We start from the raw sequence: 12,980 nt of genomic DNA, 5'->3' as shown, positions 1-12,980 counted from the left end.
TGTTAATCGCCGTTTTTCAAACCTTCGAGGTATTCCCAACGCTCAAAAGCCGTTTCAAGCGCCTGCTCTGCAGCAGAGAGTTGTTCCAAAACCCGTTGGGTAACGTCATGAGGCTGGTTAAAAAAACCACCATCGCTCACCTGACTTTGGAGCACATCGATATCGGCTTCAAGCTGTTCAAGTTGAGCAGGTAATTGTTCCAGTTCACGTTGGAGTTTATAACTTAATTTGTTGGCCTGCCGTTTGACTGTTTCTGCTTTTGGCACTTTTGGTTGTTCAACTGGCGTATTATTAACCGTTGTTTTTAATGGTTGTGCAGAAGCCTGCTGGCCCTTGGCATCGAAATAACCACCAACGTACTGACCAATACGCCCTTCGCCTTCGAAGATCCAGCACTCAGTTACTGTATTATCAACGAATTGCCTGTCATGGCTCACCAATAAAACGGTCCCCTGATAGCTGTCTATCAATTCTTCTAATAATTCCAGCGTTTCAACATCCAGGTCGTTAGTGGGCTCATCGAGAATTAATAAGTTACTGGGTTTCAGGAATAACCGGGCCAGTAACAGACGGTTACGCTCACCACCAGATAATGCGCTCACCGGTGTCATGGCGCGTTTGGGGTGGAATAAGAAGTCCTGAAGATAGCCAAGAACATGGCGAGAACGGCCATTGACCATAACCTCCTGTTTACCTTCCGCCAGGTTATCCATAACGGTACGGTCAGGATCAAGCTCAGCGCGGTGCTGGTCAAAATAGGCCACTTCCAGCTTAGTTCCCACATGCACTCGCCCGGACTGAGCCTGTAATTGCCCCAACATTAGCTTAAGCAAGGTGGTTTTACCGCAACCATTTGGGCCAACAAGCGCAATTTTATCGCCACGTTGTATTTGTGAAGAGAAATTATCCACCAGCACTTTGTCTTCAATGGCGTAATGCAGGTTTTCAATTTCAAAGACAATTTTGCCGGAACGGCTGGCTTCTTCGACCTGCATTTGGGCACGCCCCATCACTTCACGGCGTTCCCCTCGCTCACGGCGCATGGCTTTTAGTGCTCTTACCCGCCCTTCGTTACGGGTGCGGCGAGCTTTAATGCCCTGGCGGATCCACACTTCTTCCTGAGCCAGTTTGCGGTCAAATTCGGCATTCTGTAACTCTTCTACCCGTAACGCTTCTTCACGTGCAACCAGATATTTGTCGTAATCGCCTGGGTAGGAAACCAATTTACCGCGATCGAGATCGACAATCCGTGTGGACATATTGCGAATAAAAGAACGGTCATGGGAAATAAAGACAATGCTGCCTTGGTAACTTTTCAGGAACGTTTCCAGCCAGTCTATGGTTTCGATATCGAGATGGTTAGTTGGTTCGTCGAGCAACAAAACATGCGGGGCGCTGACAAGTGCACGCCCTAATGCCGCTTTACGTAACCAGCCGCCAGATAACGCAGCCAGTTCCGTATTTGGGTCCAGTTCCAGTTGGCTCAGAACATCGTTAATGCGGTTTTCCAGCTGCCACAAACCGTGGTGGTCGAGTTGTTCCTGCACCCGGGCCATCGCATTTAGATTCTTCTCACTGGGATCCTGCATGACCAGGCGTGAGATTTCATGATATTCCTTGAGGTATTCCGCCTGCTCTTCCACACCCTGGGCAACAAAGTCATATACAGTGCCACCCACATCTCGCGGGGGATCCTGTTGCAGGCGGGCGACAACCAAATCCTGCTCATAAATCAGGCGGCCATCATCAAGTGGGATCTCTTTGTTCAAAATTTTCATCAGCGTTGATTTGCCCGCGCCATTGCGCCCGACAAGACAAACACGCTCGTTAGTCTCGATATGTAATTCCGCGTTATCGAGAAGCGGCGCATCGCTGAAAGACAGCCACGCGCCATGCATACTAATTAACGACATTATGATTTCCTGGTTACGCGGCGAATAAGCCAGCAGTTATGAATCTGACGATTGCGGGCAAAATCCTGAGACTGGGTTTTAGCAGTAATATCCTGTGCTTCCAGGCCCATAGCGGCAAGCCCTTCGTGGTCCATTCTGAAACCGCGTTTATTATTGGAAAAAACGATGGTGCCGCCATCACGCAGCAACCGGTTGAGATCACGCATTATGGCAATATGATCTCGCTGGACATCAAATGTGTTGTCCATTCGTTTGGAGTTAGAGAATGTGGGTGGATCGATAAAAATCAGATCGTAGTGTTCGTTCGACTCAGCAAGCCAGCCCAGGCAATCTGCCTGAATAAGGCGGTGAGCACGCCCACTCAGGCCATTAAGCCGTAAGTTTCGTTCAGCCCACTCAAGATAAGTGCGTGACATATCGACAGTTGTTGTACTTCTTGCACCACCCAGACCGGCATGAACACTCGCGCTCCCGGTATAGGAGAATAGATTGAGAAAATCTTTCCCTTTGCTCATTTGCCCAAGCATACGCCGCGCGATGCGGTGATCAAGGAATAACCCAGTATCAAGGTAATCAGTCAGGTTAACCAGAAAGCGGGCATTATATTCATGTACTTCTTTATATTGCCCTTTTTCACTAAGCTTCTGATACTGATTTTTCCCTTTCTGCCGTTCACGGGTTTTCAGGATGAGCTGCCCAGGAGCCAGAGAGAGAACGTCAATTGTGGCAGCGATAATATCGAACAGGCGCTGGCGGGCTTTTACCGGGTCGACGGTTTTAGGCGGTGCATATTCCTGGATAACAATGTTATCTGCATAGCGGTCAACTGCGACATTGTATTCCGGCAGGTCTGCATCATACAGGCGGTAACACTCGATACCTTCCTGTTTTGCCCATTTATCCAGTTTTTTGGCATTCTTGCGCAGGCGGTTAGCAAAATCTTGTGCAAACTGCCCTGCCTGTTCAGGTGCAGTGGCAGCCAGTTGGTAGTTTTTCTGTACGCAGTCCAGCGGGCCATTTTTCGCTTTAAACTGGCGCTCGGAACGCAACTGTAAACAACTGAGTAACTCAGGCGATGCGCTGAACAAAGACAGGGCCCAGCCAGGAAATTGCTGTTTAACGACGCGCCCCAGTACGTGATGCAGTGCAATGAGTTCCGGCTCACTATCCAGCCGCTCACCATAAGGCGGGTTGCTGATGATAGTACCTGTTTGCTCTGCTTCCTGAGGGCGGGTAAGTTGTGCCACATCACCTACGGTGAAACGGATAACTTCGGCAAGCCCCGCTTTGCGAGCATTGGTCTTAGCACGTTCGATGACCCGGCCATCAATATCACTGCCATAAAAGCGTGATGTGTAGTCTGCCAGACCGCGTCGGGCACGTACCTGTGCTTCGGTGCGAACAGTTTTCCAGGCCGCTTCATCGTGCCCTGCCCAGCCGGTAAACCCCCAGTGCTGGCGGTAAAGCCCTGGCGCACGGTCTGTTGCCATCATAGCGGCTTCTATCAGTAAGGTACCGGAACCGCACATTGGGTCCAGTAGTGGCGTACCAGGTGCCCAGCCAGAACGCAGAATTATCGCCGCAGCCAAGTTTTCTTTTATTGGAGCAAGACCGGTGCTGTCCCGGTAACCACGCTGATGCAAGCCATCACCACTCAAATCGAGGGCAATACTGGCAACATCTTTTTCCAGACGCACCTGAATACGAACATCCGGTTTTTCCCGGTCAACATTCGGGCGAGCTAAATTGTTGCGAGTAAAGCTGTCAACAATGGCGTCTTTCACCTTCAGTGCACCATACTGGCTGTTACGAATGACATCATTCAGCCCACTGAAATGCACAGCAAACGTGGCGTTTTCCACAAACAACGACGGCCAGTTGATAGCCATAACCCCAAGGTAGAGGTCCAAATCGCTGTAGACTTTGCATTCGCCCAGAGGCAGCAGAATGCGCGAAGCCAGCCGGCTCCACATCAGGCTTTGATACACCAACTGTGTGTCCGCATCAAAATGGACACCTCCCTGAACAACACGGCAATGCTGTGCGCCAAGGTTTTCCAGTTCGGTCTTTAAGAGTTCTTCAAGCCCACGCGCCGTGCTGGCAAACAGAGAGTTCATAGTTTCACTTTGTCTTTCATTAAAATTGTTGCGCATTATAGCTAATCCGGCACACATGTCATAAAGTTGCCCCTTTATTTATTCGTACAGGGTGGCAATGTGGTTACGTTATCTCGTTTGTTTATTCATCCAGTCAAGTCGATGCGGGGGATACAAGTCTCACACAGCCAGGTAGATATTCAGGGGCCGGCTTTTGACCGCATCTTCATGATTACCAAAACCGACGGCACCTTCGTCACGGCGCGCCAGTATCCAAACATGGTGTTGTTTACGCCTGGTCTGTTGAATAATGGCCTGTTTCTCCAGGCTCCTGATGGCTCCAATGCCACCGTTTTGTTTAACGACTTTCAGCCCACACCGGCGCCCACAGAAGTTTGGGGAAATCATTTTACTGCTCTGATTGCACCAGATGACGTTAACCGCTGGTTAAGCTCATTTTTTCCTCACCCTGTAGAGCTGCGCTGGGTTGGGCCAACGCTGACACGCCGGGTAAAACAGCGGGATGATGTTCCTTTAGGATTTGCTGATGGCTACCCTTTTTTATTAACCAGTGAAAGTTCGCTGCGTGATTTACAAAAACGCTGCCCCGCAACGGTGAGTATGAACCAATTCCGGCCTAACCTGGTGGTCAGCGGAGCCGCTCCATGGGATGAAGATACCTGGCAGGTTATTCGAATTGGCAGTGTAGTATTTGATGTTGTAAAACCTTGCAGCCGCTGTGTTCTGACCACTGTCAGCCCGGAAAAAGGCCGCAAACATCCTTCTGGCGAACCACTTAAAACGTTACAAGGGTTTCGCACGGCTCAGGACAATGGCGATGTTGATTTCGGCCAAAACCTGGTTGCCCGTACCAGTGGCATCATTCGCCAGGGCGATGAAGTACAAATTCTGGCAACCAAACCGGCAAAAGTTTATATAGCTGGGGAAACAGAAGATGAAGGTGTTGAAGTTACGACTCAGGCGGCCGGAATAAACATAGACTGGCAAGGTACTGAGTTCCGGGGGAACAACCAGCAAATATTGCTGGAGCAACTGGAACAACAGGGAATAAAAGTACCCTATTCATGCCGGGCGGGGGTTTGTGGATGTTGCCGGGTGCGTTTAGTGGAAGGGCAAGTCACCCCACTGAAAAAAAACGCCATCAGCGGCGACACAATTCTTGCCTGTAGTTGCGTGCCATGCGGCGATATCAAAGTCACTGAAAATCAAACAGCCTGATCAAGGCTCAGTGCATTCTCATCAGTGAATGGCCTTAACCGGTCATTCATTATTTTAATGGCATCCCCTAATTGCATTGTGCGCCCGGCAAGGGTTAATACTGGCTGCGCCAGAAGGCACAATGCCGCGTTTTCACCGGGTTCAACCACCAGCAGGCTGACACATTGCTTGTCATCACTAAGCCATACATTGGCGGGGGATGCTAACGCAGGCTGCCACTCTTCGGTGTGAGCAACAAAATGCCAGCTTTTTGGCATTTGGGGTTTAAGGTAACGAATAGCAACTAATGCATTCAGCACTAATTCAGCCTGTTGCTCTGCATTCAAGTCAAAACAACGGCAGTTCTCTTCAAATGAAAACCAGAGCGCCGCATCATCAACACAAAATCCATTAGTTTCAAAAGCATCGGGAGTGAGCATTTTGCGCGGAAAACGGGAGCGGAAAACCATGCCATTCGCAAGATCAAGCATCATGCGGTCATGTTCTTCATCGTAATACCATTGCCAGGCATCATTGGGTTTTATATTCATTAATCGACCCCGTAATTCACACAATTATTCACACAATTTTCATACAATATTTCATACAATAAAATCAAAATCCCCTTTTGGTACTTCAGATGGTAGGCATCTAACTTGACAAAACTTTGCAGATTAGGCAAACGCCTTGCAAACCTGCCACCTGAGTTATTTTGGGGTGTCGCTTAACTGTTCTTTCGATTAAATATCAACTCTTCAATGAAAGACTATAAAGCACAAATAAGCAACAAAAAAGGAATATAAAACAACCAGAGCTAAAAATAAAGCCCTGGTTGTCTTAATCGGCTGGAATCAAATATGAGTAACGATATCTTTAATCAGATGTGGGCCTTTAAAAATAAAGCCGGAATATATTTGAATCAGTGAGGCTCCAGCGGCCATTTTTTCGCGAGCAGCGATGACAGAGTCAATCCCACCAACACCAATAATAGGTATCTGACCTTTTAACTCAACAGACAAGCTACGAATTATTTCCGTGCTTTTCAATTGCAACGGACGCCCACTCAACCCGCCTGTTTCATCACAGTTCGGCATGCCCTGAACCAATTCACGACTTAAGGTTGTATTGGTTGCAATCACACCATCAATATTATGGCGCATTAAACTATCTGCTACCTGGATCAATTCTTCTTCGGAAAGATCTGGCGCGATCTTAACAGCCACAGGCACATATTTATGATGAATATCGGTTAACTGTTGCTGTTTCTTTTTAATGGCAGACAACAGATCATCTAGCGCTTCACCATATTGTAGCGACCTCAACCCAGGCGTGTTGGGTGACGAGATATTGACTGCGATATACCCGGCATAAGGATAAATCTTATCCATACAGATCAGATAGTCATCCTTGCCATTTTCAACCGGTGTGTCTTTATTCTTGCCAATGTTAATCCCAAGGACGCCATCAAAATGGGCTTTTTTTACATTTTCGACAAGATTATCAACCCCCAGGTTATTGAATCCCATCCGGTTGATTAACCCCTCTGCGGTAACCAGGCGGAAAAGACGTGGTTTGTCATTTCCTGGCTGTGCCCGTGGTGTGACAGTACCGATTTCAATTGCGCCGAAGCCCATAGCGCCAAGGGCGTCAATGCATTCACCATTCTTATCTAGCCCAGCAGCAAGACCGAGTGGGTTTTTAAATGTCAGCCCCATGCAAGTCACGGGTTTTGCCGGAACGGATTGACGAACCAGCCACTCCAGCGGTGTGCCTGTTACCCGGCGTAATTGCTGAAAGGTAAATTCGTGCGCGCGCTCAGGGTCGAGCTGAAACAAGGCTTTTCGAACGAAGGGGTAGTACATGAACTCTCCTGGATTCCCGGTGTGCAAACCGGGGCAGTATTATTATTCATCTGCACAGGAAAGGGAATTGACTTGCAGCAAAAAATAACCGGACAAGCAAACGTTTCACTGCCCGGTTAGTTTCAAATGGCATAGCAGGCTTGCCTGAGGACAAACCTGCTGAACTGATTACCCAAGTGCTTTGGTTATTTTCTCGAACAAATCGCCAGAAAGGTTATCCAGCCCTTTCAGTGTTTCAAGCGCCTGGCGCATCAATGTCTGGCGAGAGGCATCATAGCGTTTCAGGCGAATCAGCGGTTCAATCAGGCGTGAAGCTACCTGCGGGTTACGGCTGTTCAACTCAGTCAGCATCTCCGTCAGGAATGCATAGCCACTGCCATCGGCAGCGTGGAAAGCTGCCGGGTTCCCACTGGTAAATGCACCAATCAAGGAACGAATACGGTTCGGGTTACTCATACTGAACGAGCGGTGTTGCAATAACCCACGAACGTTTTCCAGTACATTCTCTGCCGGGCTGGTCGCCTGCAAAATGAACCATTTATCCATTACCAGGCCATCCTGGTGCCATTTTTCATCGTACTCAGCCATGAGTGACGTATGGCAAGGCAGTTGCGCACTGACTGCGGCAGACAATGCAGCCAGGGCATCGGTCATGTTATCTGCCTGGTGATACTGCGCACTAACCAGTTTATCGGCAAAATCAGGGTCGCTGAATGCCAGGAAATGCAGGCATGTATTACGCAGAGCACGTTTGCCAATATCACCATGATCAATACGGTAAGTATCGACTTTCATTGCGTTAAACACAGCCAGGCATTCATCAGCCAGTTCAACCGCAAGCGCCCGTGTGAGTGCTTCATGCACCGCAGCAATTGCGCCGGGGTCAATCACTGAGAACAATTCAGCAATTTCATTTTGCGAAGGCAGTGTCAGAATTTCCGCAGCCAGTGCCGGGTCAATGGACTCATCCAGCAAGATGGCCCGGAAGGCATCCACAACATGCAGTGGCAGTGAAAGCGGTTGCCCAGCCTGCTGGCGTGCCACATTCAACTTAATATAAGTAGACAGTAAACTTTGAGCCGCATCCCAGCGTGAGAAATCATTGCGGGCATGGCGCATCAGGAAGGTTAATTGCTGATCACTCCATTTATATTCCAGTTTCACCGGTGCAGAGAATTCACGCAGCAAAGAGGGAACCGGCTGGAACCAGACATTATCAAATACGAATGTCTGTTTTTCCTGGGTCACATTCAGTACATGATGAATTGGGTTACCCTGGTATTGGAGAGGAATCACTTTACCTTCGTTATCATACAGTTCGATATCGAACGGGATATGCAACGGCAATTTTTCTGGCTGGTCGGCAGTTGGCGGTGTCTGTTGGCTGATAGTAAGGGTATAACGCTCCGTTGCCGGGTCGTAATCATCCTGGACACTCAGAACCGGTGTTCCTGACTGGCTGTACCAGCGGCGGAAATGTGACAAATCAACATTGGAAGCATCTTCCATCGCCTGAACAAAATCGTCGCAGGTTGCCGCACTGCCATCATGGCGCTCAAAGTAAAGCTGCATCCCTTTCTGGAAAGCGGCTTCGCCCAGAAGCGTATGCATCATGCGAATCACTTCCGCCCCTTTCTCATACACAGTAAGGGTATAGAAGTTATTCATTTCAATAACTTTATCCGGGCGAATGGGGTGTGACATGGGGCTGGCGTCTTCCGCAAACTGCATCGCCCGCATGGTACGCACATTGCTGATACGGTTGACTGCGCGGGAACCCAAATCAGAACTGAACTCCTGATCACGGAATACTGTGAGCCCTTCTTTCAGGCTTAACTGGAACCAGTCACGGCAAGTCACGCGGTTGCCTGTCCAGTTATGGAAATATTCGTGGCCAATAACTCGTTCAATATTTAAATAATCTTTATCCGTTGCCGTTTCCGCACGCGCCAGGACATATTTCGAGTTAAAGACGTTCAGGCCTTTATTCTCCATGGCGCCCATGTTGAAGAAATCGACAGCCACAACCATATAAATATCCAGGTCGTATTCCAGCCCAAAGCGCTGCTCGTCCCACTTCATGCTGTTTTTAAGCGATTCCATCGCCCAATCAGCACGATCAAGATTGCCGCGGTCTACATATAATTCAAGCGCCACATCGCGCCCGGAGCGGGTTTTAAAAGTGTCGCGCAATACATCAAAATCCCCGGCAACCAGGGCAAACAGGTAACAGGGTTTCGGGAATGGGTCTTGCCATTGTACCCAGTGGCGACCACCATCCAGTTCGCCCTGCCCCATACGGTTACCATTGGATAACAAGAACGGATAAGTTTGTTTATCAGCAATAATTTTGGTACTGAAGCGTGCCAGAACGTCAGGTCTGTCCAGATACCAGGTAATATGGCGAAAACCCTCAGCTTCACACTGTGTGCACAACGCCTCACCTGATTGGTACAACCCTTCCAGCGCAGTATTTTGTGCCGGGTGAATATCATTGACGATAGTCAGGGTAAAGCGTACCGGGAGATTGCTTAGAAGCAAAGCTCCGCTCTCCTGTTGGTAATCCGCCCACGGCTGCCCATCCACGTCAATGGAAACCAGAGTCAAATCCTCACCATCAAGGCGTAAAACCGCCCCATCTTCCCCCTGCCGTTGTACCTGGCTGACCGCAGTAACCCGGGTTTGCCCGGCATCTAGTTCGAACGTTAACTCAATGTCAGTAATGGTATAATCCGGCGCACGATAATCATGGCGATATTTAGCTTGTGGCTGTTGTGTCATAAAACACCTTTAAGGCAGTCTGCGGTTATGATGGTTCAGTCTATTCCTGTTGCAGGGTTGTTTCCATGCAGAATCGTCAGCTTTTCAGCATTTAAGCTGTAAAAATATACATTTTCATAACATGAGGCACAAAATGCGCTCGACCAGAATTACGAGTTGTGGTGTGATCCAGCTTTAATAAACGGATAATCCAGGTATACTCCTGCATCTTTAGCTGCTGTTGGCCATTAATGGAAACGCTCCTGTGAGAGGATGCTGAAACGCACCATGACACATTTCGCTTCCCCAATTTTACACTCTCTGCTGGATACTGACGCCTATAAGCTTCATATGCAGCAGGCAGTTTTTCATCATTATTATGATGTCGATGTTGCTGCGGAATTTCGATGCCGCGGCGATGATCTGCTTGGGATCTATGCCGATGCGATTCGCGAACAAGTCGAAGCAATGCAGGACTTGGCGCTGACCGATGATGAATACCACTGGCTGGCAAGTTTGCCTTTCTTTAAAGACGATTATCTGAACTGGCTGCGAACCTTCCGCTACGACGCACGGCAAGTTCTTATCAGTAACAATAACGGTAAGCTAGATATTCGACTACGCGGCCCCTGGCGTGAAGTTATCATGTGGGAAGTCCCGTTACTGGCTGTCATCAGTGAAGTCGTACACCGCTTCCGTACACCGGATGTCCCCCAGGCTCTTGCGCTTGACCACCTTGAACATAAACTGGCGGAATTCAACACACTTACAGCCCCACTTGATATGTCTGGCTTTAAGCTAATGGATTTTGGTACTCGCCGCCGTTTTTCTCGCGTTATTCAGCAAAGTATTGTTGAACGGTTGAGCCATGAGCCATGGTTTATTGGCACCAGTAATTACGACCTTGCCCGCCGGCTCTCATTAACACCAATGGGGACTCAGGCTCACGAGTGGTTCCAGGCACATCAACAAATTAGCCCGAACCTTGCAAGTAGCCAAAAAGCAGCACTGGAAGCCTGGCTGGAAGAGTACCCGGATCAACTGGGTATCGCGCTAACTGATTGCATCACCATGGATGCATTTTTGCGTGATTTTGGGCCGGAGTTTGCCGAACGTTACCAAGGCTTGCGACATGATTCGGGTGACCCGGTGGAATGGGGAGAGAAAGCCATTGCCCACTACGAGAGCATGGGAATCGATCCACTGACGAAAACCCTGATCTTTTCCGACAACCTTGATCTCACTAAAGCTATCGAGCTTTACCGTCACTTTATGGCGAGAGTGAAACTGGGTTTTGGGATTGGTACTCGCCTGACCTGCGATATTCCCGGCGTAAAACCGCTGAATATCGTCATTAAACTGGTGGAGTGTAATGGCAAGCCAGTAGCAAAATTATCTGACAGCCCTGGGAAAACTATTTGCCATGATAAAGCGTTTGTCAGTGCCCTGCGTGAAGCTTTTGATCTGCCGCAGGTGAAAAAAGCCAGCTAAGCCGTGGATTTCCTCAGTCAGAAAGGCACCTTTTGGTGCCTTTTTACTCAACAGAGCAGTTTTATTGCTTCACACCTTCTAATTCTGCTTGTTTGCTGGCGTCCGCCAGGTAACATAGATATCCCCCTTTGCGGGATGCAATTTAACCGTTATTGATAACTAACCAGAGAGAACACTATGAGCGTTGTGCCTGTAGCTGACGTACTCCAGGGCCGCGTAAGCGTTGACAGCGAAGTCACCGTACGTGGTTGGGTACGTACCCGAAGAGATTCAAAAGCTGGCTTTTCCTTCCTCGCCGTTTATGACGGCTCCTGCTTTGATCCGGTACAGGCCGTCATTAATAATTCTCTGCCCAATTACAATGACGAAGTACTGCGCCTGACCACCGGTTGTTCTGTTGTTATCACTGGGAAAGTTGTTGCTTCTGCTGGTCAAGGCCAGTCAGTCGAACTTCAGGCATCCAGTGTGGAAGTAACCGGCTGGGTTGACGACCCGGATACCTATCCGATGGCCGCCAAGCGTCACTCTATTGAATACCTGCGTGAAGTAGCCCATCTGCGCCCGCGTACCAACCTGATTGGTGCAGTTGCACGTGTTCGCCATAGTCTGGCCCAGGCACTGCACCGTTTCTTCCATGAGCAAGGGTTCTTCTGGGTATCCACCCCACTGATTACGGCATCAGATACTGAAGGTGCGGGTGAAATGTTTCGGGTATCTACCCTGGATATGGAAAACCTGCCGCGCGATGACAAAGGCCATGTAGATTTTGACCAGGACTTTTTTGGCAAAGAAGCTTTCCTGACCGTTTCAGGGCAGCTTAATGCGGAAACTTATGCCTGCGCGTTATCGAAAGTGTATACCTTCGGCCCGACTTTCCGTGCAGAAAACTCCAACACCAGCCGCCATCTGGCCGAGTTCTGGATGCTGGAACCTGAAGTGGCTTTTGCGAATCTTGATGATGTAGCCGGGCTGGCTGAAGCGATGCTGAAGTATGTCTTCAATGCGGTTCTTGAAGAGCGTATGGATGATATGGAGTTCTTCGCACAACGTGTAGATAGTGACGCGGTTGAACGTCTGAAACGCTTTGTTGCGGCTGACTTTGCTCAAGTTGATTACACCGATGCCGTTGCTATTCTCGAAAAATGCGGTCACCCCTTTGAAAACCCGGTTTACTGGGGAGTTGACCTGGCGTCTGAACATGAACGCTACCTTGCCGAGCAGCATTTCAAAGCACCGGTTGTCGTGAAAAACTACCCGAAAGACATCAAGGCATTCTATATGCGCCTGAACGAAGACGGCAAAACCGTGGCAGCTATGGATGTACTGGCACCGGGCATTGGTGAAATCATTGGTGGTTCACAGCGTGAAGAGCGTCTGGATGTACTTGACGCCCGTATGGCTGAAATGAACCTCAACAAAGAAGATTACTGGTGGTACCGCGACCTGCGCCGTTACGGCACCGTACCACACTCTGGCTTCGGTTTGGGTTTCGAACGCCTGATTGCCTATGTAACAGGTGTTCAGAACGTGCGTGATGTAATTCCGTTCCCACGTACACCACGTAACGCCAGTTTCTGATGCGTTATTGAGAAAAATTTTCGTTATATTTCTACAAAGGCCGCACAAGTTGCGGTCTTTTT

8 protein-coding genes are annotated in these 12,980 nt (G+C 49.0%); 3 read left to right on the top strand and 5 right to left on the bottom strand.

The features are described from left to right. Window positions 1–2: 2 nt before the first annotated feature. Window positions 3–1,913 (bottom strand): ABC transporter ATP-binding protein, encoded by a 1,911-nt coding sequence (locus LC084_RS04000; protein ID WP_226569559.1) that lies wholly within the window; start codon window positions 1,911–1,913, stop codon window positions 3–5. Continuing rightward, the gene (gene rlmKL / locus LC084_RS03995; RefSeq protein ID WP_226571127.1) at window positions 1,913–4,030 is read right to left on the bottom strand and encodes a bifunctional 23S rRNA (guanine(2069)-N(7))-methyltransferase RlmK/23S rRNA (guanine(2445)-N(2))-methyltransferase RlmL; all 2,118 of its coding nucleotides are present in this window, start codon (window positions 4,028–4,030) and stop codon (window positions 1,913–1,915) included. The genes LC084_RS04000 and rlmKL overlap by 1 nt, the downstream gene beginning before the upstream one ends. A 99-nt stretch (window positions 4,031–4,129) precedes the next feature. Between rlmKL and LC084_RS03990 the strand changes: the two genes are divergently transcribed. Then, entirely contained in the window at window positions 4,130–5,248 is a 1,119-nt protein-coding gene (locus tag LC084_RS03990) for a YcbX family protein (protein ID WP_226569557.1), read from the top strand. Here the strand turns inward: LC084_RS03990 and LC084_RS03985 are convergent. The 3 genes from LC084_RS03985 to pepN all read right to left on the bottom strand — a co-directional run bounded on the left by LC084_RS03985 (window position 5,236) and on the right by pepN (window position 9,870). After that, window positions 5,236–5,778 (bottom strand): cell division protein ZapC, encoded by a 543-nt coding sequence (locus LC084_RS03985; protein ID WP_226569555.1) that lies wholly within the window; start codon window positions 5,776–5,778, stop codon window positions 5,236–5,238. The two genes, LC084_RS03990 and LC084_RS03985, sit on opposite strands and share 13 nt — an antisense overlap. A 300-nt stretch (window positions 5,779–6,078) precedes the next feature. Further along, complete coding sequence (gene pyrD / locus LC084_RS03980) at window positions 6,079–7,089, bottom strand: quinone-dependent dihydroorotate dehydrogenase (RefSeq protein WP_226569553.1); 1,011 nt, start codon at window positions 7,087–7,089, stop codon at window positions 6,079–6,081. Between the two features lie 168 nt (window positions 7,090–7,257). Then, window positions 7,258–9,870, bottom strand: coding sequence for an aminopeptidase N (gene pepN / locus LC084_RS03975; protein WP_226569551.1), 2,613 nt, complete (start codon window positions 9,868–9,870; stop codon window positions 7,258–7,260). 267 nt (window positions 9,871–10,137) lie between these two features. On the opposite strand from pepN, the gene pncB reads away from it, so the two are divergent. Continuing rightward, a complete protein-coding gene (gene pncB, locus LC084_RS03970; RefSeq protein ID WP_226569548.1) occupies window positions 10,138–11,340 on the top strand; it encodes a nicotinate phosphoribosyltransferase in 1,203 nt (400 codons plus the stop codon). Window positions 11,341–11,517: 177 nt separating this feature from the next. After that, window positions 11,518–12,918 carry an asparagine--tRNA ligase gene (gene asnS / locus LC084_RS03965; protein WP_226569546.1) on the top strand — a complete coding sequence of 467 codons (1,401 nt, stop codon included), beginning with the start codon at window positions 11,518–11,520 and terminating at the stop codon, window positions 12,916–12,918. The last annotated feature ends 62 nt before the right edge of the window (window positions 12,919–12,980 follow it).

The sequence above is a fragment of the Mangrovibacter yixingensis genome, assembly GCF_020523985.1.
GTDB classification, from domain to species: Bacteria; Pseudomonadota; Gammaproteobacteria; order Enterobacterales; family Enterobacteriaceae; genus Mangrovibacter; species Mangrovibacter yixingensis.
This window is presented reverse-complemented; position numbering and strand designations above follow the sequence as displayed.

Coding starts and splice junctions, on each gene's coding strand:
- LC084_RS04000 (WP_226569559.1), bottom strand. CDS start 1,913: ATGTCGTTAATTAGTATGCATGGCGCGTGGCTGTCTTTCAGCGATGCG.
- LC084_RS03985 (WP_226569555.1), bottom strand. CDS start 5,778: ATGAATATAAAACCCAATGATGCCTGGCAATGGTATTACGATGAAGAA.
- rlmKL (WP_226571127.1), bottom strand. CDS start 4,030: ATGAACTCTCTGTTTGCCAGCACGGCGCGTGGGCTTGAAGAACTCTTA.
- pncB (WP_226569548.1), top strand. CDS start 10,138: ATGACACATTTCGCTTCCCCAATTTTACACTCTCTGCTGGATACTGAC.
- pepN (WP_226569551.1), bottom strand. CDS start 9,870: ATGACACAACAGCCACAAGCTAAATATCGCCATGATTATCGTGCGCCG.
- pyrD (WP_226569553.1), bottom strand. CDS start 7,089: ATGTACTACCCCTTCGTTCGAAAAGCCTTGTTTCAGCTCGACCCTGAG.
- asnS (WP_226569546.1), top strand. CDS start 11,518: ATGAGCGTTGTGCCTGTAGCTGACGTACTCCAGGGCCGCGTAAGCGTT.